Origin of the sequence: Actinomadura rugatobispora (assembly GCF_042656285.1) — a bacterium.
GTDB classification, from domain to species: domain Bacteria; phylum Actinomycetota; class Actinomycetes; order Streptosporangiales; family Streptosporangiaceae; genus Spirillospora; species Spirillospora rugatobispora.
In genome coordinates, this window is record NZ_JBHSON010000010.1 from 40,741 (window position 1) to 60,468 (window position 19,728).

Annotated in this window: 18 protein-coding genes; 6 read left to right on the top strand and 12 right to left on the bottom strand. The window is 73.8% G+C overall.

What is annotated here, in order from left to right; all coding sequences use genetic code 11:
• Position 1 precedes the first annotated feature (1 nt).
• The 5 genes from narH to ACFPZN_RS09140 are packed head-to-tail and all read left to right on the top strand — an operon-like array spanning position 2 to position 4,785.
• Entirely contained in the window at positions 2–1,654 is a 1,653-nt protein-coding gene (narH, locus tag ACFPZN_RS09120; protein WP_378281387.1) for a nitrate reductase subunit beta, read from the top strand.
• Complete coding sequence (narJ, locus tag ACFPZN_RS09125; RefSeq protein ID WP_378281388.1) at positions 1,651–2,283, top strand: nitrate reductase molybdenum cofactor assembly chaperone; 633 nt, start codon at positions 1,651–1,653, stop codon at positions 2,281–2,283. Before narH ends, narJ begins: the two co-directional genes overlap by 4 nt.
• The gene (narI, locus tag ACFPZN_RS09130; protein WP_378281389.1) at positions 2,280–3,017 is read left to right on the top strand and encodes a respiratory nitrate reductase subunit gamma; all 738 of its coding nucleotides are present in this window, start codon (positions 2,280–2,282) and stop codon (positions 3,015–3,017) included. The genes narJ and narI overlap by 4 nt, the downstream gene beginning before the upstream one ends.
• Entirely contained in the window at positions 3,014–3,628 is a 615-nt protein-coding gene (locus tag ACFPZN_RS09135) for an HPP family protein (protein ID WP_378281390.1), read from the top strand. Before narI ends, ACFPZN_RS09135 begins: the two co-directional genes overlap by 4 nt.
• Positions 3,628–4,785 carry a sensor histidine kinase gene (locus tag ACFPZN_RS09140; protein ID WP_378281391.1) on the top strand — a complete coding sequence of 386 codons (1,158 nt, stop codon included), beginning with the start codon at positions 3,628–3,630 and terminating at the stop codon, positions 4,783–4,785. Before ACFPZN_RS09135 ends, ACFPZN_RS09140 begins: the two co-directional genes overlap by 1 nt.
• Here the strand turns inward: ACFPZN_RS09140 and ACFPZN_RS09145 are convergent.
• The 6 genes from ACFPZN_RS09145 to ACFPZN_RS09170 form a co-directional block, all read right to left on the bottom strand.
• A complete protein-coding gene (locus ACFPZN_RS09145; protein ID WP_378281392.1) occupies positions 4,767–4,970 on the bottom strand; it encodes a winged helix-turn-helix domain-containing protein in 204 nt (67 codons plus the stop codon). The genes ACFPZN_RS09140 and ACFPZN_RS09145 overlap by 19 nt on opposite strands.
• A complete protein-coding gene (locus tag ACFPZN_RS09150) occupies positions 4,970–5,428 on the bottom strand; it encodes a response regulator transcription factor (RefSeq protein WP_378281393.1) in 459 nt (152 codons plus the stop codon). The genes ACFPZN_RS09145 and ACFPZN_RS09150 overlap by 1 nt, the downstream gene beginning before the upstream one ends.
• 49 nt (positions 5,429–5,477) lie before the next feature.
• Positions 5,478–6,482: a sporulation protein gene (locus ACFPZN_RS09155; RefSeq protein WP_378281394.1), complete on the bottom strand. Its 1,005-nt coding sequence runs from the start codon at positions 6,480–6,482 to the stop codon at positions 5,478–5,480.
• 69 nt (positions 6,483–6,551) lie between these two features.
• Entirely contained in the window at positions 6,552–7,397 is an 846-nt protein-coding gene (locus ACFPZN_RS09160; RefSeq protein ID WP_378281395.1) for an ion transporter, read from the bottom strand.
• Positions 7,398–7,617: 220 nt separating this feature from the next.
• Entirely contained in the window at positions 7,618–8,949 is a 1,332-nt protein-coding gene (locus ACFPZN_RS09165; protein WP_378281396.1) for a hemolysin family protein, read from the bottom strand.
• A gap of 83 nt (positions 8,950–9,032) precedes the next feature.
• On the bottom strand, positions 9,033–9,659 hold the full coding sequence (locus ACFPZN_RS09170; RefSeq protein ID WP_378281397.1) for a TetR/AcrR family transcriptional regulator: 627 nt from the start codon (positions 9,657–9,659) through the stop codon (positions 9,033–9,035).
• 62 nt (positions 9,660–9,721) lie between these two features.
• On the opposite strand from ACFPZN_RS09170, the gene ACFPZN_RS09175 reads away from it, so the two are divergent.
• Complete coding sequence (locus tag ACFPZN_RS09175; protein WP_378281398.1) at positions 9,722–10,483, top strand: DUF4097 family beta strand repeat-containing protein; 762 nt, start codon at positions 9,722–9,724, stop codon at positions 10,481–10,483.
• A gap of 21 nt (positions 10,484–10,504) precedes the next feature.
• Here the strand turns inward: ACFPZN_RS09175 and ACFPZN_RS09180 are convergent, their stop codons facing one another.
• The 6 genes from ACFPZN_RS09180 to ACFPZN_RS09205 are packed head-to-tail and all read right to left on the bottom strand — an operon-like array spanning position 10,505 to position 19,722.
• Positions 10,505–12,715, bottom strand: a complete 2,211-nt coding sequence (locus ACFPZN_RS09180) for a N,N-dimethylformamidase beta subunit family domain-containing protein (RefSeq protein ID WP_378281399.1) — start codon at positions 12,713–12,715, stop codon at positions 10,505–10,507.
• Between the two features lie 11 nt (positions 12,716–12,726).
• Positions 12,727–13,887: an ABC transporter ATP-binding protein gene (locus ACFPZN_RS09185; RefSeq protein WP_378281400.1), complete on the bottom strand. Its 1,161-nt coding sequence runs from the start codon at positions 13,885–13,887 to the stop codon at positions 12,727–12,729.
• Positions 13,888–13,904: 17 nt separating this feature from the next.
• Positions 13,905–14,744 carry a carbohydrate ABC transporter permease gene (locus ACFPZN_RS09190; RefSeq protein WP_378281401.1) on the bottom strand — a complete coding sequence of 280 codons (840 nt, stop codon included), beginning with the start codon at positions 14,742–14,744 and terminating at the stop codon, positions 13,905–13,907.
• Positions 14,741–15,601, bottom strand: coding sequence for a carbohydrate ABC transporter permease (locus tag ACFPZN_RS09195; protein ID WP_378281402.1), 861 nt, complete (start codon positions 15,599–15,601; stop codon positions 14,741–14,743). Before ACFPZN_RS09195 ends, ACFPZN_RS09190 begins: the two co-directional genes overlap by 4 nt.
• 9 nt (positions 15,602–15,610) lie before the next feature.
• Positions 15,611–16,864 carry an ABC transporter substrate-binding protein gene (locus ACFPZN_RS09200; protein ID WP_378281403.1) on the bottom strand — a complete coding sequence of 418 codons (1,254 nt, stop codon included), beginning with the start codon at positions 16,862–16,864 and terminating at the stop codon, positions 15,611–15,613.
• Between the two features lie 32 nt (positions 16,865–16,896).
• Entirely contained in the window at positions 16,897–19,722 is a 2,826-nt protein-coding gene (locus tag ACFPZN_RS09205) for a family 78 glycoside hydrolase catalytic domain (protein ID WP_378281404.1), read from the bottom strand.
• Between the last annotated feature and the right edge of the window lie 6 nt (positions 19,723–19,728).

The window sequence follows — 19,728 nt, forward strand, 5'->3', positions numbered from 1 at the left end:
CATGCGCGCGGCCACGACGAGAGTGATGGCGCAGATCGCGATGGTGATGAACCTCGACAAGTGCATCGGCTGCCACACCTGCTCGGTCACCTGCAAGCAGACGTGGACGAACCGGTCCGGCACCGAGTACGTGTGGTTCAACAACGTCGAGACGCGTCCCGGCCAGGGCTATCCGCGCGGCCACGAGGACCAGGAGAAGTGGAAGGGCGGCTGGACGCTGCGCGACGGGCGGCTCGTGCCGCGCGGCGGCGGGCGGCTCCGGCGGTTCGCCCGGCTGTTCGCCAACCCCGAGCTGCCGTCGCTGGACGACTACTACCAGCCGTGGACCTACGACTACGAGAACCTGACCAGCGCGCCCCTGGGCGACGACCCGCCCACCGCGCCGCCGCGCTCGCTGGTCGACGGCGGGCCGACCGCGGTGACGTGGGGCCCGAACTGGGACGACGACCTGGGCGGCGGCCCCGCCGAGCTGGCCCGCGACCCGCTGCTGCGCAAGGTCGGCGACGACGTCCGGCTGGAGTACGAGCGGTCGTTCATGTTCTACCTGCCGCGGATCTGCGAGCACTGCCTCAACCCGTCGTGCGTGGCGGCCTGCCCGTCCGGGGCGCTCTACAAGCGGATCGAGGACGGGATCGTGCTGGTCGACCAGGACCGCTGCCGCGGCTGGCGGATGTGCGTGTCGGGCTGCCCGTACAAGAAGGTCTACTTCAACCACCAGACGGGCAAGGCGGAGAAGTGCACGATGTGCTACCCGCGGATCGAGGCGGGCGAGCCGACCGTCTGCTCGGAGACGTGCGTGGGGCGGCTGCGCTACCTCGGGGTCATCCTGTACGACCCTGACCGGGTGGGGCGCGCCGCTTCCGTCCCCGACGACAAGGACCTGTACGAGGCGCAGCTCGAATGCTTCCTGGACCCGGAGGACCCGGCGGTGGCCGCGGCCGCGGAGGCGAGCGGCGTGCCGCACGACTGGGTGGAGGCGGCGCGCCGGTCGCCGGTGCACGCGCTGATCAGCCGCTACCGGGTGGCGCTGCCGCTGCATCCGGAGTACCGGACGATGCCGATGGTCTGGTACGTCCCGCCGCTGTCGCCGATCGTGGACGCGCTGGCGGAGACCGGCCACGACGGCGAGGACACCGGCAACCTGTTCGGCGCCATCGAGGCGCTGCGGATCCCGGTCTCCTACCTGGCCGAGCTGTTCACCGCGGGCGACCCGGAGCCGGTCGAGGCGGCGCTGCGCCGCCTGGCGGCGATGCGCGCCCACATGCGCCGCGTCAACCTGGGCGAGCCGCGCGACCCGGCGATCGCCGGGAGCGTCGGCATGGACGTGCGGGGCGTCGAGGAGATGTACCGGCTGCTGGCGCTGGCCAAGTACGAGGAGCGGTACGTGATCCCCACCGCCTACGACGGGCGGTCCGGCGGCGGCGAATCCGCGTCCTGCGGGTGCAGCCTGGACGGGCCGGGCGGCCCGGGAATGCTGGAGCCCGCCGCCCACTCCCACCCCGGCGCCGGCGCCGACTCCTTCCACGCCCCGCTCGCCCCTCCCGTGGCGCGCGCCACCGGCGACGGGCGCCGCGGGCGGGTCAACCTGCTGAACTGGAACGGGCGCGGCCGTCCCGCCGGGCTGTTCCCCGCACGTCCGGAGGAGCAAGAGTGATCAAGCCGATCGTGTGGCAGTCGGCCTCGCTGCTGCTGAACTATCCCGGGCCAGGCTGGGCGCGGGCGGTGTCGCTCGTCACGGACGCCGTGGGTCCCGGGAAGGGGCCTGCCGCCGAAGCGGTGCGCCGGTTCGTCCGGGAGACACGGGACGTGGAGGCGCTGGAACTGCAGGCCCGGTACGTCGCCACGTTCGACCGCACCCGCCGCCGCACGCTCTACATGACGTACTACACCGACGGCGACACGCGCTCGCGGGGCGGGTCGCTGGCGGCGCTCAAGGCGCGGTACCGGGCCGCCGGGTGGGCTCCCGAGGAGTCGGAGCTGCCGGACTTCCTGCCGGTCATGCTGGAGTTCGCCGCCCGCTGCCCGGCGGGCGGCGCGCTGCTGGCCGAGCACGGCGCCGGGCTGGAACTGCTGCGGCGGGGGCTGGACGCCCACGGCAGCCCGTACGCGCTGCTCGTGGACGCCGTCCGCGCCACGCTTCCCTCGCCGGGGCGCGCGGAGCGCCGTAGCGTGCGGTCGCTGGCCCGCACCGGGCCGCCCGCGGAGACGGTGGGCCTGGAAGGGGCGCCCGGGCTCCCCGCCTTCGGCGCCTCGGCGGCCGCGGCGGAGGGAACGCGCCGGTGAGTCACGTGCAGGTCGCCCTGTGGGGGGTCCTTCCCTACATGGTGCTGGTGCTGTTCGTCGGCGGGACGGTCTGGCGGTTCCGGTACGACCGTTTCGGGATCACGACCAGGTCCACGCAACTGCATGAGAGCAGGCTGCTGCGGATCGCGAGCCCGCTGTTCCACTTCGGCCTGTTCTTCGTGATCGCCGGCCACGCGGCCGGGCTGCTGATACCCGAGAGCTGGACGGAACGGGCGCACGTGTCGGAGTCGTTCTACCGGCTCAACGCGCTCGCGGTGGGCGGCGCCGCCGGGCTGGCCGCCGCGGTGGGGCTCGGCCTGCTGATCTGGCGGCGCGTCCGGGTCCGCGCCGTGCGGCGGGCCACCCGGCGGGACGACCGCGTGGTGTATCCGGTGCTGGCCGCCGCGCTGCTGGCGGGCCTCGCCGCGACCTTGCTGGGGCCCGCGTCGGGCGGCTACGACTACCGGCTGGGGGTCTCGGTGTGGTTCCGCAGCGTGTTCGCGCTCGCCCCGGACGTCCCGGCGATGGCGGACGCCCCGTTCGTCTTCCAGGCGCACGCGCTGCTCGGGATGGCGCTGTTCGCGCTGTGGCCGTTCAGCCGTCTCGTCCACGCGTTCGCCGCGCCGCTGGGTTACGCCGTGCGGCCCTATGTCGTCTACCGGTCGCGCGGCGCGGGTTCCGGGACGCGCGGCGGTCACTGGTCGGTGCCCCCGTCGAGCGCCGGCCGCCGATGAGGGCTTCCGCCACCGACCAAGTGCGGGACGGCGTCGCCGCCCCGCCGCGTCGCGGGCGCCTGCGTCCGGTGCTCGCGCCGCTCGGCGGCGCCGCCGCCACCGCGCTCATGGCGGCGGTGTGCATCAGCGTGCCCGCGGCGCTGGCGTGGTGGACGGACCGGCCGCTGGTCTTCCCCTCGCTCGGCCCGACCATCTTCCTGGCGCTGACCAGCCCGTTCGCCGAACCGTCGTGCCCGCGCAACACCCTGCTCGGGCATCTGGTCAGTGCCGCGGCGGGCTACGCCGCGCTCGTCTGCGCCGGGCTCACCCGGACGCCGCCGGACCTGCTCCACCCGGACGCCCGCCGGATCCTCGCCGTCGCGATCGCCCTCGGCCTGACCTGCGCCGGGATGGCGGCGCCGTGGACCCGCCACCCGCCGGGCGGCGCCACCACGCTGATCGTCGCCCTGGGCCTGCTGCGCACCCCGGCGCAGCTGCTGGACCTCATGGCGGCGATCGTCCTGACCAGCGCGCTGCTCGTCGTGCTGAACCGGCTCGCGGGCAGGCCCTGCCCGTGGTGGCGGCCGTCCCCCGCTCGGCGCGAGGGGCGCCCGGAGCGCACAGGAAGGTGATGAACACGAACACGCGCCTGGGCCGGTCCTTCCTGGCCACCGTCGGGCTCGTCGTGCTGCTGCTGGTGGCGGCGGCGGTCCCGCTGTCCCTGCTGGCCCGGCATCACTACCGCGACGAGGCGATGCTGCGGCTGGAACGCCAGGCCGTCGCCGCGGAGACGGCCTGGCGCACCGCGCGGCACCCGTCGACGCCCGTCGCGGCGCACTCGGCCGTCGGCATCTACGGGTACGCGGGACGGCGGTTCGCCGGGACGGGCCCCGCGCGCTCGGCCCTGGCGGCGGCGACCCGCGACGGGCAGTTCCACGAGGCGGTGGAGGACGGGCACCTGGCGATCGCGATGCCGGTCACCGACGCCCGGGTGATGCGGGTCAGCATGCCGTACGCCCCGGTGGCGCACCGGACGGAGCGCACCTGGACGATCATCTGGGCCGTCGCGCTGGCCCTGGCGCTGGCGGCGTCGCTGCTCACCCGCCGCTCGGTCCGCCTGGCCGGCCGCCTCGACCGGGCGTTCGCGCGGGAACGGCGGTACAGCGAGCACGTCGCGCACCAGATGCGCACCCCGCTCACCGCGCTGCTGGTCGGGCTGGAGGCCGCGCTGCAACGTCCCGGAACGGACCTGGGCGCGGCCGTCCGCACCGCGGTACGGCGCGGGCACCGCCTCGCCGACACCGTCGACGACCTGCTGCTGCTGGCGCGCGGACGGCAGGCGCCGGAGCCGCTCGACATCCCGGGGCTGCTGGGCGACGTCCGCGACGCCCGGCTGCCGCTGGCGGCCGAGGCCGGAAGGAGGCTGACCGTCGGCGTCCCCGCGCCGCTCCCCCGGATCCGCGCCGCGCGCGCCGCCCTCACGCAGATCCTCAACGTGCTGGTGGACAACGCGCTCGTCCACGGGCAGGGCGACATCACCCTGACGGCCCGCCACCACGGCGGCATCGTCGCGATCGACGTCGCGGACTCCGGCCCGGGAGTGCCGCACATAGCGCGCGACGGAACGCGCGACGGTGCGCGCGGCACCGGGCTGGCGCTGGCGCGGGCCCTGGCGGAGGCCGAGGGCGGGCGGCTGCTCGCACGGGCGGGCGCGCCGACCGTCTTCACCCTGGAGGTCCCGGTCCGGCCACGGCCACCGGACCCGGCGGTTCAGACCCCGGTGACGTAGCCGTAGCCGCGCCCGCGCACGGCGATGATGCGCCCGGACTCCAGCCCGGCCTCGGTGAGCCTGCGCCGCAGCGCGGAGATGTGCACGTCGAGCGTCTTGCGGTCGCCGAACCAGCCGGGACCCCACACCTCGCGCATGAGATCGTCCCGGAGCACCACCTCGCCGGCCCGGGACGCCAGCGCCATCAGCAGATCGAACTCGCGCGGCCGCAGCGCGACCTCCCGCGCGCCCGCGAACGTCCGGCGGGCCTCCGGCTCCAGCCGGAGCGCGCCCACGACCACCGTCTCGACCTCGGCCCCGTGCGGGTACCGGCGCAGCTGCGCGCGGGTGCGCGCCAGCAGCTCCCCCAGGCGCCGACGTCCAGCGCGCTCACCACGTCGCGTTCCCGGCTGCGCGCGGTGAGCACCACGATCGCGGTGTCGGGCAGCCGCCGCCGCAGCACCGAGCAGAGCTCCACCCCGTCCACGTCGGGCAGGCCGAGGTCCAGGAAGATCAGCTCGGGCGGCCGCCGGTCGACCATCGCCACCGCCGCGCCCCCGGTACCGGCCAGGCCGACGGTGTATCCCTGCTCGTTCAACGCGGTGACCAGTTCGGACCCGATCTCCGGATCATCCTCGATCACCAGCAGCCGCGCGCCGGACACACCGTCATCGTACGCACGCCGGCGCCGGCGGAGGCGACCGCCCGGCCGGTCAGCCGTCCTCGTCCTCGTCGTCCTCGGTGAACTCCTCGATGATCTCGCCGGCGACCATGCCGCCCACGACGCCGACCGCGACACCGGCGGCCGCGCCCGCGGCGACGCCGCCCCAGCCGGGGCCGCGGCGGTGGCCGTGCTCGTCATGATGGCCATGCCCCTTGTGGCCGTGGCCGTCGGGGTCGTGGCCGTACGGGTCGTGGCCGCCCGCCGTGTGGAAGCCGCCCGCGTGGCCTCCCCCGGTCAGGGCGTCCAGCCAGCCGGTCAGCTCGGCCGCCCAGTCCATCGCCATGAGCTCGTCGTGCCCGGCCTCGAGGCGGAAGATCTGGTCGCTGGAACCGAACAGGCCCGAGCGCTTGTCGGCCTCCAGCACCACCGCCATCCCCGAGGGGTTCGCGACGAAGGTCAGCTCGACCTCGGAGACCCGGCCCGCGTACGGGGCGGGCGGGTAGAACTCGATCTCCTGGTAGAACGGCAGCGACTGCGCGACGCCGTGGATGTGCCCGTGCTCCACATCGGCGCTCTTGAAGTGGAACCCGGCCTGGTCGAACCCCTCGATGATCCGCCGCTGGGACGGCAGGGGCTCCACCGTGACCGGGTCGAGGTCGCCCTTGTCGACCGCCTTGGCCACGGCCAGTTCGGTGCGCACCCCCATCGCCATGCCATGGAGCGGGTGCCCGTTCACCTCGGTGACGGGGGTCTCCCAGGGGACGGGGAACTCGAAGGCGATGACCTCGTCCTGCTTCGCCGGCACCCGGAACGCCCCGGCGACGTCCACGCGGTGGAACTCCACGGCGCCGGTGGACTCCTCCTCGCCGTGCTCGACCTCGATCCGGGTGCCCAGGGAGAGGGTCACGCGCTGGATCTCCACGTCGTACTCGGCGGCCGTGATGCGGACCTCGCCCGCCAGCGGCTCGCCCGGACGGCACCGCGAATCCGTGAGCACGGTGTCGACCTTGGGGCCGCCCACTCCAAGCGCCCCCATCATCTTCTTGAAGACCATGACGACTCCTCTCGCGTCCGGAACCGCCCCGCGGCGGCCTCCGCCGGCCATGCTATTACAAATGTAGTTTCAGTTGGCCGCCGGCTCCGTTCCAGGGCGTGTCCCGTCCCCGCCGTCCCGCACCGACGGGCGGTCGTCGCGCAGGGCCCGGACCTCGTCCCGCAGCGCGGAGATCTCCGCCAGCAGGAGCGTGTTCGACTCGCGCTGCGCCTGCATGAACGTCTCGGCCACCTCCTGGTCGTCCTCCTCCATCGCCCGGACGACCACCGCGATGAACAGGTTGAGCACCACGAACGTGCACAGGAGGATGAAGACGACGAAGAAGATCCACCCCGCGGGATGGTGCTCCATCACCGAACGCGCCACGTCCGACCACGCCTCCCCGGTCATCACCTGGAACAGCGTGAACAGCGAGGTCGGAAGGTCGCCGAAGTACTCCGGCGTCGTCGCCCCGAAGAGCTTGCTCGCCATCACCGCCGCGACGTAGAGCACCAGCGCCAGCAGCGCGGCGATCGAGGCCATCCCCGGCACCGCCCCCAGCAGCGCCGACACCACGCGGCGCAGGCTGGGCACCACCGAGATCAGGCGCAGCGCCCGCAGGATCCGCAGCGCCCGCAGCACCGACAGCCCGCCCGAGTGCGGGACCAGGGAGATGCCCACGACGACCGCGTCGAACAGGTTCCACGGGTCGCGCGCGAACCCCACCCGCTGGACGTACACCTTGGCCAGCAGCTCGACCACGAACACGCCCAGCGCGACCCGGTCCACGGCGTGCAGCACCGGGGCGTAGCGGTCCATCACCGGCGGGACCGTCTCCAGGCCGAGAGTGACCCCGTTGATGAGGATCACCGCGATGATCAGCCGTTGCGTGCGCCGCGACTCCACCACCGCGCGCACCCGCTCGACCCGGCTCACGTCATCGGACGGTCTCGTCCGCAGGGCCGCCCGCGCCGGAGGCGCCGGGCAACTGCTTGAACACCATGAGGGGCTTCTCTTCTCTTCTTCTGTTGTCGGAGCGAGGCCGTTGCCGGGCCGCCGCGCGCGAGTCGTCGCGCACGTTTCCTACGACAGTTGTAGCAGAGGAGTGGGAATCCCACCACGCGCTCCCCCGCCTCCACGGGCGGGGCGGCGACCGTCAGGCCCGGCCGCCCTCGGGCCGCTCCGCCCCGTCCCGCCCCCGGGAACGTTTCCGCGCCTTCTCGGGACGCAGCCGCACGCCGGTGATGGCGTGCCGGTCCAGCCGGGTGACCTCGATCTCCCACCCCGGCACGCGGACGCGGTCGCCCGTGCGTTCGGGGATGCGGCCGAGCCGGGACAGCGCCAGCCCGGCCACGGTGGTGTACTCGCCGCCGGCCAGGTCGTCGATCCGGACGCCGATGTCGGGCAGGTCGTGGATCGGGAACGACCCCGGCAGCAGCAGCGACCCGTCGGGCTCGGTCCGCACCGCCATCACGTCCGGGTCGGTCTCGTCGTAGATCTCCCCGACGATCTCCTCCAGCAGGTCCTCCAGGGTGACGATCCCGTCGACCGCGCCGTGCTCGTCCACCACCAGGGCGAACTGCTGGTGCTCGGTCTTGAACCGGCGCAGCGCGTCGGAGACCCGCACGGTGTCGGGGAACATCATCGCCTCCCGGGCCACCTCGGCGACCGGCGCCCCCGGATCGGTGGTGATCAGCTCGCGCAGGTTGGCCACGCCCACGACATGGTCGAGATGGCCGGACGCCACCACCGGCGCGCGCGAGTGCCCGGACTCGGCCAGCGCCTCCCGGGCCCGGCCGCCCGGCAGGTCGGCCGGCAGGGTGAACACCTCCCGGCGGGGCACGAGCACCTCGCGCAGCGTGCGCTCGTGGATCTCCAGCGCGCCGGAGATGATGGTGCGCTGCTCGGCGTTGAGACCGCGGTGCCCGGCCACCAGATCCCGCAACTCCTCCGGGGTGAGCTGCTCCTTGTCGGCCCGCGGATTGCCGCCGAGCACCCGGACCACCAGGTCGGTCGACCTGCCCAGCGTCCACACCGCCGGACGCGACACGGTGGCCAGCACGTCCAGGGGCCTGGCCACCAGCAGCGCCCAGGGGGCCGCGAACTGCATGGCCAGCCGCTTGGGCGCCAGCTCGCCCAGCACCAGCGTCAGGAACGTCAGCACGAGCGTGACCAGCCCGATGGCCACCGGTTCCGCGGCGCCGCCGAGGAAGCCCAGCGGCTCCACCAGCGGCCGGGCGAGCGACACCGCCGCCGTCGCCGAGGCCAGGAAGCCCGCCAGGGTGATGCCGATCTGGATCGTGGCCAGGAACCGGTTGGGGTCGCGGGCCAGCCGCACCAGGGTCCGCGCCCCCGCCCCGCCGCGCCGCTCGAGCTGCCGCAGCTGCCCCTCCCGCAGCGAGATCAGCGCGATCTCGCTGCCCGCGAACACCGCGTTCAGCAGGATCAGCAACGCGACCAAGGCGACGGTCAGCCAGTAGTCACCCATGTGAGCTCCCCACACGACACCGGAACGATCCCGCCCAATCTATTACATTTGTAGATGCAGGATCGGCGCCGGCGTGCGTCCCTTCAGGCGTCCGCGGACGGGGGGAGCAGCGCGGTCAGCACGGCGGTGAACGCCTGCTCGATCACCTCGGCCGTGACGGCCTCCGGGTCGGCGAGATGCTCGTTGACCAGGCCGTTGGTGAGGCAGTGCAGGATCAGACCGGCCAGTTCGGAGGGGACGGCCGGGTCGCCGCCCGCGCGTTCGGCCGCCTCGGCGATCGAACGGGCGGCCGCGTCCCGCTGGGCGCGGCGCACCGGGGCCAGGACGGCCCGGGTCCGCTCGTCGTGAGCGGCGCGGGCGGCGAACTCCAGGCCGAGCCGGCCGCGCCCGGTGTCCCCGACGATCCGGGTGCTGATCAGCTCGGCGACGCGTTCGACCATCGCGCGGGTGCCGCCCGCGGCGTCGAACTCGGCGGTCACGGCGGCGAGTTCGTCCTCGGCGCCCCTGCCGAGGACCGCACCGAAGAGTTCCCGCTTGCCGCCGAAGTTGGAGTACACGGCCCCCTTGGTGAAGCCGGCGCCGTGGGCGATGTCCTCCAGCCGGGCGTCGGCGTAGCCGCGTTCGGTGAACACCCGCACCGCCTCGGCCAGCAGCCGCCGCCGCACCTCGTCGCGCGGCACCCGCCGGGCGGGCCCTGGGTCGTCGGTCATGAACGTAGCGTAGCATACTCAAAGTATTCAGTACTTTCGGTATCGAACCTCGGGAGGGCCCGATGACCACCTCGTTCCGCCGCCGCCTGCCGCTCGCCGCGGGAGCGCTGCTCGCGCTCGCGTCCCTCACCGGCTGCGGCGCCTCGGCCGGCGACGCCGAGCCCGAGAAGCGCGACTTCGGCCCGGTCGGCACCCGGCTCACCATCGCCAAGGACGACGGCGACCTGGACGTGCGGCCCGCCGACGTGACGAACGTCCGGGTGACGCGCCGGTTCGACCGGTGGTCGCTGATCGGCGGCGAGCCGACCGCGACGTGGGAGCTCAAGGGCGACCGGCTCACCCTGGCCACCGGCTGCGGCACGCTGGTCGGCGGCTGCGAGGTGCGCTACGAGGTGCTGGTGCCCCGGAACCTCGCGCTCAGCGTCGAGGGCCGGAACGGCAGGATCACGGCCACCGGATTCGCCGCCGCGCTGCGCGTCCGCAGCGACAACGGCGCGATCGCGGTCACGGGCGCCGCCGGCCCGCTCGACCTGCGCAGCGAGAACGGCGCGCTGCGCTCGTCGGCGACCACGTCGCAGCAGGTCTCGGCCGCCTCGCAGAGCGGCAGGGTCGAGCTGTCGTTCACCGCCGCGCCGCGGCGGGTGGCCGTGACGACCGAGAACGGCGAGGTGACGGTGTCGGTGCCGCGCGCCGCGTACAAGGTCGCCACCGCCACCGAGAGCGGCGAGGTCCGCGCCGACGTGCCCCAGGCGGCCTCCGCCCCCCGTTCGATCACCGCCCGGACCGGCAGCGGATCGATCACCCTGACCACCCCGGCCGGATGACCTCGGCCGTCCGGCCGGGCTTCACGGGACGGGTGGTGGATCGAAGGGCCGCGGGGCCAGGAATCGGGTCAGGACGTTCTTGGTGATCGTCGAGACGTCGTTGGCATAGGCGTCGTACGACAGGGCGCCGCACCAGGCGATCGAGCCCGTGGAGAAGACCGCGCCGCCGGAAGGGGTCTCGTAGAAGACCATGTCCGCTCTGAGGTCCGGGGCGGTGAGTTCCTCGGTGGCGGGCGTCCAGTGGTCCTCGGGGAAGTCCGTGGCGGTCGCCAGGACGAGAGCGTGCGGAGGCGTGCCCAGCGACGGATCAGCGCGGTCCACCTCGTAACCCGCCGCGCCGTGGGAGAGGACCCGGTTGGGGAAGTCGCCGATGGGTTCGTCCGCGGGCACGCCCTCGAAGATCCAGCTCGCCCTGGGGTCTTCGCTGCCCGGCCCTCGCACGTAGGGTGCGCCGGTGGCCTTGGGCGTCGTGGACCAGCAGCCGGAGAAGCCCACGCCGACGTAGCGCTGCGGGGCCCTGCCCCGCCACCGCCACAGACCGCCGGGCTCGCCGGTCGTGCTCAGGTGCCCCTCCCCCGGCGCGCAGTGCCAGGCGGTGACGGCGGCTCCGTGCCGGCGGACCTCGATGGTGTGGCCCTCTTCCTCGTCCAGGCCCGTGACCCAGTAGAGGCCGTTGCCGGAGAGGTACATGTAGCGGCCGCCGGAGTTCTGGTACGCCTCCAGCGCGTCCAGCATCGGCCGCGACCAGTACTCGGCGTGGGTGCCCGAGAGCACGACCCGGTAGCGGTTCAGCAGGGCGGCGCCCTCTCGGTGCAGGTCCGCGTCCGTCACGATGTCGACGTCGTGGCCGTGGTGGTGCAGCCACTCCAGCAGGTGCAGGTCCGCGCCGAGCTGGTGCGGCGACTCCAGGATCGGCAGGTGGAAGCCGGGGCGCAGGTTCAGCAGGGGGCGGCGCCAGGAGGAGTAGCAGACGCCGCTGCCGTCGGTGTGGGTGTCGTAGGTGCTGTTGAGGCCGTGGTCGAGGACGTACCGGCCGGCGGCATCGCCCTTCCCGCCGTACTGCTCCAGTGCGCGGACGTTGCCGTAGGCCAGCCAGCTGAACAGCGGTGCCACGAACAGGATCGGCGCGGTGGCGCGGTCGCGCGGTGGTCGCACGACGAACGGGACGAGGTCCTCGCCCTTGTTCGCGCCCCGGACGCGGGCGGCGTAGATGCCGCTGGGCAGGTCCGCGTCCACGGTCCACTCGACGGTCGGGGTCCAGCCCGCGTCGTCGAGGTCGTCGTCGTGGAAGTGGAGGGCGTCGTAGCGGGACGGATCGGCGGCGGGCGAGTCGTGGCCGTCCCAGCGCGGCCCGGTCACGCCCCGGGTCGGCATCTGGACGGTGCGGCCGTGCGGCGCGTTCCCGGTCGCCTCGATGACGTTGCGGGTGCCGATGACCTTGGCGAAGTCCCAGGCCGCCGCCGGCATCGGCGGGGCCGTGAGGTCGAGGCGGTCGCGCTCGGCGACGCGTTCGGGCCGGGTCAGCGCACGGGCGAACAGCCGGGGCGCCGCGATCTTGCCATTGAAGGTCGCGCCGGTGTGGTCGCCGGAGGCGTCCCGGAGCCACGCTCCGGCGATCAGCAGGGGCGCCCCGGTCGCGGCCGGGCGGGCGACGGTGGCCCGCGCGGCGGCCTCGGCGATCTCACTGATCACCGACCGGGACGGAACGGTCCAGGCCCGGGCGGGCATGACCGTCACCGACAGCTCCTCCCCCGGCCCGTCGAAGGCGGCGACCACGCAGTGCCAGTCGTCTTCGCGGAGCCGGCGGCTCGTCTCCACCCGGTCGGCGCCGTCCCGGCCGGACGCCGTGAGACCGGTGACGGTGAAGCGCACGCGGCCGTCCTCGGTCAGGGACAGGGACCAGCCCGTGCCGGAGGCGTCCCGCTTGCCGATCAGGGCCTGCTCGCGGGCGGCCGGCAGCGTCGGCCGGACCCAGAGCGCGACGCTGAAGGCCGCACCGGGGTCGAGCCGGGGATCATGCGGCACCCGCACATGCGATCCGCGCCGCAAGGGCCGGGGCCCGGAGGGATAGGCGCCCTCCACGGTGGCGGCGACCGGCTCGGCCGCGCTCGCCTCCTCGCCGCGCAGGCGGACCAGGGACACCCGCACCTCCGGGTCGGCGCTGCCGACCATCAGCGAGAGCCGTTCGCCCGCACTCACGCAGATCGGGTCGCAGTACCCGACGACGTCCATCGCCCTCCCCCTCAGCCGGTCGCGAGGCGGGCGCCGGTCGCCGGGTCGAAGTAGTGCAGGGCGTGCGGGTTCACCGCCAGGTCGATCTTGTCGCCGGGCCGTACGCGCAGCCCGGCGGGCACGCGGGCGCACAGCAGCCGCTCCTCGCCCCCGTTCCCGGGTCCCGCGGCGCGCTCCTCGGTGAAGGTGGCCCGGCTGATCGCCGCGGTCTCCTCCGGTGTCGACGGGACGGCGAAGAACAGCAGCGCATCGGCGCCCAGGTCCTGGCGCACGGCGCATTCCACGCTCAGCACGCGGTCGCCCTGGGCGGCCTCCGGGCGCAGTTCCTCGGGCCTGAGGCCGACGAGGACCCGCTCGCCGTCGCGCACCGGGGGGAGCGGCCCGGCGTTCAGGCTCAGCGTGAAGCCGCCCAGCGCCAGCGCGTCCCCGTACCGGGTGCCGATCGCGAAGTTCATGGGCGGGGAACCGATGAACGCCCCGACGAAGGCGTTGGCGGGACGGGCGTACAGCTCCTGGGGCGCGGCCACCTGCTGGAGTTCGCCGCCGCGCAGGACGGCGACGCGACGGCCCAGCGTCATCGCCTCCACCTGGTCGTGGGTGACGTAGACGGTGGTGACGCCGAGCTTGCGGTGCAGCTGTTCCAGTTCGGCGCGCATGGAGACGCGCAGCTTGGCGTCCAGGTTCGACAGCGGCTCGTCCATCAGGTAGGCGCGGGGACGACGCGCGATCGCCCGTCCCATCGCGACCCGCTGGAGCTGGCCGCCCGACAGGGTGCCCGGCCGGCGGCCCAGCACCTCGCGCAGCCCGAGCAGGTCCGCGACCTCGTCCACGCGCGCGTCGATGTCGCGTTTGGCGGTGCCGCGGACCCGCAGCCCGTAGCCGAGGTTGGCGCGGACGGTCATGTGCGGATAGATCGCGTAGTTCTGGAACACCATCGCCACGTCGCGCTGCCGGGGCTCCAGCGCGGTGACGTCGTCGCCGCCCATCCGGACGGCCCCCGACGAGGGGCGCTCCAGCCCGGCGAGCAGCCGCAGCAGGGTGGACTTGCCGCAGCCGGACGGGCCGACCAGGACGAAGAACTCCCCCTCCTCGATCTCCAGCGAGACGTCGTCCACCGCCGCCCGCGCCCCGTCGTACCGCATGACCACATGGTCGAGTTCGATGGACGTCATCGCGCCCTCCTCTCCTCTCACCCGTGCAGGGTGCTGGTGAAGCCCTTCATGACCGAGCGCTGGGCGACGGCGAACAGCGCCACGACCGGCACGGCCGCGATCAGCGCGGCGGCGAAGATCAGGGGCCATTCCGCCGTGTAGCGCCCGACGAACGAGTAGACGGCGACGGGGAGCGTCACCTTGTCGCTCCCGCCCGCGAAGACCAGCGCGACGAAGAAGTCGTTCCACACGAACAGCCCCGTCAGCGTGGCGACGACGCCGGTGACGGGCCGCACCAGCGGGAACACGATCTGGACGAACACGCGCAGCGGCCGGGCGCCGTCCACCCGGGCGGCCTCTTCGTAGGCGGCCGGCATGCCGCGGAAGAAGCCGGTGTAGAGGAAGACCGCCAGGGGCATCTGGAGGCCCAGGTAGACCAGGATCAGCCCGGCGCGGGTGCCGGTGAGGCCCGCCTCGACCATGAAGGCGTACAGCGGGATCATCCCGAGCTGGATCGGCATGATCAGGGCGAGGACGAACAGCCCGAACACCGCGCCCGACAGCTTCGTTCCGCGGCGCGCGAGCGCGTACCCGGCCGGTGCCGCCAGGACGACGAGCAGCAGCACGACCGCGGCGGTCGTCAGCGCGCTGTTGAACAGCGCCTGCGGGAAGGACACGGTGTCGCCGCCCGCCTCGTTCCAGGCCCGCCCGAGGTTGCCGAGCGACGGCGAGGACGGCGGCGCCAGCGTCGACCCGCCGGAGTCGCCGGGATCGCGGAGCGTCGTGGCCACCACGAGGTAGACGGGCGCGAGCATGGGCAGCGCGCCGAGCCAGAGCCCCAGTTCGCGGAAGGCCGTCCAGCGGCCGTACCGGTTCACGCGCGCCTCCCTCGCAGCCCGCGGACCTGCACCAGCGCCGCCAGGCACACCCCGGCCACCAGCAGCAGCGCGACCGCCGCGCTGTAGCCGTACCGGCCGTTGACGAACGCCTGCTTGTAGACGTAGGTGCCGAGCGTGTCGGTGCCGCCGGCGGGGCCGCCGCCGGTGAGGGCCATCACCTGGTCGAACAGCATGAACGCCGAGATCGTGGACAGGGCGGTCCCGATGGCGACGGCGGGGCGCAGCAGCGGCAGCGTGATGTCGCGGAACCGGCGCCAGGGCCCGGCGCCGTCCACGTGGGCGGCCTCCAGCAGCTCGTCCTGGACGCTCTGCACGCCCGCGAGGTAGATGAGCATGTGGTAGCCGGAGAACTGCCAGATCATCACGATGACGACGGCCACGAGGGCGGTGTTCCGCTGGCCGAGCCACGGCTGGGCGAACGAGGCGAGCCCGGTGCCCTCCAGCAGCTCGTTCAGCGGGCCGTCGACGTCCAGGATGAACTTCCAGATGTAGGCGACCACCAGCGGGCTCACCACGGCCGGGACCAGGAACAGCGCGCGCAGGACGTGGCGGGTGCGCAGGGTGCGGGCCAGGCCGAGCGCCAGCCCGAGGCCGACGGCGTTGACGCCGACCACGTACAGCGCGGCCAGGACGAGCGTCTGGGCCACGACGTGCGAGCCTTCGCCGAAGAACTCGCCGAAGTTGGCCAGGCCGACCCAGGAGGGCGCGGTCAGCCCGTCCCAGTCGGTGAACGCCGACAGCCCGCCGAGCAGGGACGGCCCGAGCAGGAGCAGCAGGGTCAGCACGGCGGCGGGGGCGACGAAGGCCCACGGCACCGTTCTCGGACTTCTCATCATGGGGGGCTCCTAGGGGGCCTTGCTCGTCCAGGCCGCGTCCATGGGCCGCAGGACGTCGGCGGGCCCCGTCCGGCCGTTGAGGATCTTGACCAGGCCGCTGTCGAACAGGGTGATCAGCTCCGGGTTCGGCCAGTGCTGGTCCATGATCGGGCTGGTCCTCCCGTCGCGGAGGTAGGGCTCCAGGGCGGCGGCGTAGGCGGGGACGCGCCTGGCGTCCGGGCCCTCGGGGATGGCGGGGACGGCGTCGTCGAGCGCGGTGTAGCGGACGCGGTGGGCGGCGTAGTGGTCGACGAACCGCTTGGCGAGCGCCGGGGCGCCCGCCTTGGCGGGGACGACGAGGCCGCTGCTGGGACCGGCCGGGACGCGCACCCGCGCGGGGTCGTCGTCGCCGGGGAAGGGGAACATCGTGAACGTCGTCTTGGGGGCGGCGGCCTGCCAGAGAGGCAGCGTCACCGTGGGGGCGACGACCATCTGCGCCTTGCCCTCGCCGAGGGACCGCGCGGCCGCCTCCCGGGTCGTCCCGGCCACGCCTTCGGCGAAGCAGCGGGCGTCCTTCATCTGCCCGAAGCGCTCCACGGCCTTCGCCCAGCCCGCCGTACCGGCGAAGGTGGCCTGGTTCGCCAGGCGCTTGGCGGCATGGCCGGGGTCGTCGGCGAAGACGGTGGACGCCGCCAGCGCGAAGCCCACGATGTGCGGCATCTTCGAATCCTCATGGCCGGCCATCGCGAACGCGGCCTTCCCGCCCGCCGCGGCCTCACGGCACCGCGACAGAACCTCGGAGAAGGTCTTCGGCACGGGCGTGCCCTTGGGGGCGAGCACGCCGATCGCCATCGTGTCGATGGGGAGGCCGTACACCTTCGAGCCGTCGCCGACGACCGACCTGTAGTCCTTGGGGATCCCGCCCGCCCATGACGCGGCGCTCAGGTCGGCGAGCAGCCCCTTGTCCGCCAGGGCACGGGCCGTGCCGGACTCGCCGTAGCCGAGCACCGTCAGCGCGACGTCCGGGGCGCGGCCGGTGGCCAGCTGCCGCCTGAGCGCCTGGAGGTGCTGGTCGAAGGGGGTCTTCTTCACCGTGACGGTGACGCCGGCGTTCGCCTTCTCGAACTCCCGCGCCGCGACGTCGAAAGAGCCCTCCTTGCGCCCGTCGTCCCAGACCGAGAGGACGAGCTCGCCGTCGCCGCGGGCATCGCCGCCGCCGCATCCGGTCGCCAGCAGCGGCGGCGCCAGCGCGAGGCAGCACAGTGTTCTGAGCCTGTTCTTCATGAGTGACCTTCTTCCTGGCCGCGGGGCCTGACTCAGTCGCGCGCCGGCGCCAGCCGGAGCCGGTGGGACCCGCCGCCCACCTCGATCACGAGGTGCTCGCCGCTGCGCCTGACTCCCTCGACGCCGTTCGCGCCGGAACGCCACATCGTCCGGCCGTCCTTGGTCAGCTCCGCGGGGGCGGCGGCGGACGCGGGCAGCCAGATCTCGGCCTCGCTGGTCGCCGGGACCCGCACCACGATGTCCAGGGCGCCGTCGGCGGCGTGCCAGTCGACGGACGCGTCGCCGCGGACGGTGCGCAGCCGGGCGCTCGCGCGCTCCAGCCGGTGGGTGAGCGCGGGGCGCACCCGGATGCGCCGCCAGCCCGGTTCGGCGGGCGCGAGCCCGGCCACGTCGTTGAAGAGGAACTTCTCGATCATGGCCATGAGCTTCATGTTCCGGCTGAAGGTGGGATCCCCGCCCCAGGTCTCCCAGATCGTGGTGGCGCCGCGCTCGACCTGCTGCCCCCAGCTGGGGAAGGTGGTCTTGGTGGCGATGCCGTACATGGCGTCGGCCGCGCCGATCCCGGTCAGGACGTTCTGGAGCGCCGCGGTGCCCATCGTGCCGGTGCTCAGATGCCCGCCGTCGCTCTCGATCCGTTCGACGAGCACCCGGCCGACGCGGTCGCGATGCTCGTCCGGGACGATGCCGAACCACAGCGGCATCGCCTGCGCGGTCTGCGAGCCGGTGGCGTAGCGACCGGTGGCCGGGTCGAGGAACCGGTCGTTGAAGGCGGTCCGGATCGCCTCGGCCAGTTCGCGGTAGCGGGCGGCGTCGGCGTCCTCGCCGACGACCGCGGCGGCGTCCGCGACCATCGTGGTCACCGCGTGGAACCAGGCGGTGGAGGTCAGCTCCACGGGCGTCCGGTTGGGGCTGAGCGAGCACGTGCCGTCCGGCTGGGGCTCCATGTGGTCGCCGAGGCCCTCGCTGAGGATGAGGTCCTTGGCGCGGGTCCGCAGGAACTCCACGCCGCGGCGCATGCCCGGGTAGTGCCGCTCCAGGATCGAGCGGTCGCCGTAGAACCGGTACAGGTTCCACGCGATGCTCGGGTACGACGTCATCGCGAAGTCGGGCAGCGGCGCGTACGGCCAGTAGATCACCGCGGACCAGTCGTCGGGGAGCTCCTCGCGCGCCTTCTCCAGGTCGCCGTACTCCTGGCTGTCCAGCGCCTCCTGCATCTCGACCTTGCCGCGCCACTGGAGCGGGCAGATGGTCGGGAAGCGGCCGTCGGGCAGCTGGGTGCCGGCGAGGTCGTCCAGCCATTTCAGCCAGAACGCGCGCGCCTCGAAGTCGTAGAGGTAGTCCTCGACCGACCAGCCGGGGTCGCCGACCCAGCCGACGCGTTCGGCGCGGTCGGCGGCGTCCTGGGGGAAGCCCTGGAAGCTGGCGCGGAACGTCCACAGCACGTTGCGGTGGATGCGGTTCAGCAGGTCGTCGGAGCAGGCGAACGTGCCCGCGGGCTCCAGGTCGGAGTGGACGACCCGGGCGCGCACCTCGTGCAGCTCCACCTCGGGGCTGGAGGCCGTCACCTCGACGTGGCGGAATCCGTGCAGGGTGAACCGCGGCTCCCAGATCTCCTCGGCGGCGCCCTTGAGGGTGTACACGTCGGTCTGCCTGGCGGCGAGCCAGGACTGCGTGTTGGCGTCGTCGTCGAGGTTCCCGTCGGCGTCGACCTCACCGGCGTGCCGCAGCTCGACGCGCGCCCCGGCCGGGCCGGTCACGCGGATCGCCGTCCAGCCGGACACGTGCTGGCCGAAGTCGACGACCTGCCTGCCCTCATCGGCCCGAGTCGTGGCGACGGGTGAGAGCGTCTCGATCACGCGGACGGGCTCCAGGAGCTGCGCGCGGACCCGTCCGGCCGGGGCCCGCACCTCCGCCGCCGGGGACCAGCCCGCCGCCGCGAACCCGGCGCGGTCCCAGCCGGGGGCCTCCTTGCGGGCGTCGTAGTGCTCGCCGTGCGAGTAGTCGTTGTAGACGACGGGCCCGGCGGACGTGCGCCAGGTGCCGTCGCTGACGACGGTCACCCGCTGCCCCTCCGCCGTCTCGATCTCGATGCGCAGCAGCGCGGCGGGACGGTCGCCCCACGGCGTGCGCGGGAACGGCCCCGGGCCGTTGTCCGGCTCCGCGCTGTACCAGCCGTGGCCGAGGATCAGCCCGACCGCGTTCGCGCCCGCGTTCACCTGCCCGGTGATGTCGTAGGTGGAGGCCAGGACGCGGGGGTCGGGGATGCGGGCGGGCTCGCCGTCGCCGTCGCGCAACTCCGGATCGTGGTCGTAGCTGGTGGTGGCGGGATCGAGGACGCGGTCGCCGACACGGCCGCCGTTCAGCCGCAGCTCGTAGTAGCCGAGCGCGGAGACGTGCGCGCGGGCGCGGGTGACCGTGCCGGGCACGGTGAACTGCGCGCGCAGCAGCGGCGAGGACACGCCCGCCTCCCCCGCGATCCACTGGGCCCGGCCCCAGTCCGACGGTTCCAGCAGCCCCATCTCGAATCTGGCGGGCGGGGCGTCCGGGCCCGGACCGCCGCCGCGACCCCACAGCCGGACCGTCCACCAGCAGCGCTCGCCCGAACGCAGCGGGCGGCCCGCGTAGGCGACCCCGTTCACCCGGTCCGCCGGGACCCGGCCCGAATCCCACAGGTCGGCGCTCCCGGCCGCCAGCAGCCCCGGCGCGGACGCGACCAGAATCTGGTACGCCCGCAGCTCCTCCGCGCCCGGCCCTTCGGGCACCCAGCCGAACACCGGCTCGGGCACGTCCAGGCCGAGCGGGTCCACCAGATGCTGGCAGCGCAACCCTGTGGCCCGCAGCTCTCCGGTCTCGGTCATCTGTCT

What these genes read in the sequence shown, in the direction of transcription:
- narH (WP_378281387.1), top strand. Translation starts at nt 2, where the DNA reads ATGCGCGCGGCCACGACGAGAGTGATGGCGCAGATCGCGATGGTGATG.
- ACFPZN_RS09135 (WP_378281390.1), top strand. Translation starts at nt 3,014, where the DNA reads ATGAGGGCTTCCGCCACCGACCAAGTGCGGGACGGCGTCGCCGCCCCG.
- ACFPZN_RS09140 (WP_378281391.1), top strand. Translation starts at nt 3,628, where the DNA reads ATGAACACGAACACGCGCCTGGGCCGGTCCTTCCTGGCCACCGTCGGG.
- ACFPZN_RS09145 (WP_378281392.1), bottom strand. Translation starts at nt 4,970, where the DNA reads ATGGCGCTGGCGTCCCGGGCCGGCGAGGTGGTGCTCCGGGACGATCTC.
- ACFPZN_RS09155 (WP_378281394.1), bottom strand. Translation starts at nt 6,482, where the DNA reads ATGGTCTTCAAGAAGATGATGGGGGCGCTTGGAGTGGGCGGCCCCAAG.
- ACFPZN_RS09165 (WP_378281396.1), bottom strand. Translation starts at nt 8,949, where the DNA reads ATGGGTGACTACTGGCTGACCGTCGCCTTGGTCGCGTTGCTGATCCTG.
- ACFPZN_RS09170 (WP_378281397.1), bottom strand. Translation starts at nt 9,659, where the DNA reads ATGACCGACGACCCAGGGCCCGCCCGGCGGGTGCCGCGCGACGAGGTG.
- ACFPZN_RS09175 (WP_378281398.1), top strand. Translation starts at nt 9,722, where the DNA reads ATGACCACCTCGTTCCGCCGCCGCCTGCCGCTCGCCGCGGGAGCGCTG.
- ACFPZN_RS09180 (WP_378281399.1), bottom strand. Translation starts at nt 12,715, where the DNA reads ATGGACGTCGTCGGGTACTGCGACCCGATCTGCGTGAGTGCGGGCGAA.
- ACFPZN_RS09185 (WP_378281400.1), bottom strand. Translation starts at nt 13,887, where the DNA reads ATGACGTCCATCGAACTCGACCATGTGGTCATGCGGTACGACGGGGCG.
- ACFPZN_RS09195 (WP_378281402.1), bottom strand. Translation starts at nt 15,601, where the DNA reads ATGATGAGAAGTCCGAGAACGGTGCCGTGGGCCTTCGTCGCCCCCGCC.
- ACFPZN_RS09200 (WP_378281403.1), bottom strand. Translation starts at nt 16,864, where the DNA reads ATGAAGAACAGGCTCAGAACACTGTGCTGCCTCGCGCTGGCGCCGCCG.
- ACFPZN_RS09205 (WP_378281404.1), bottom strand. Translation starts at nt 19,722, where the DNA reads ATGACCGAGACCGGAGAGCTGCGGGCCACAGGGTTGCGCTGCCAGCAT.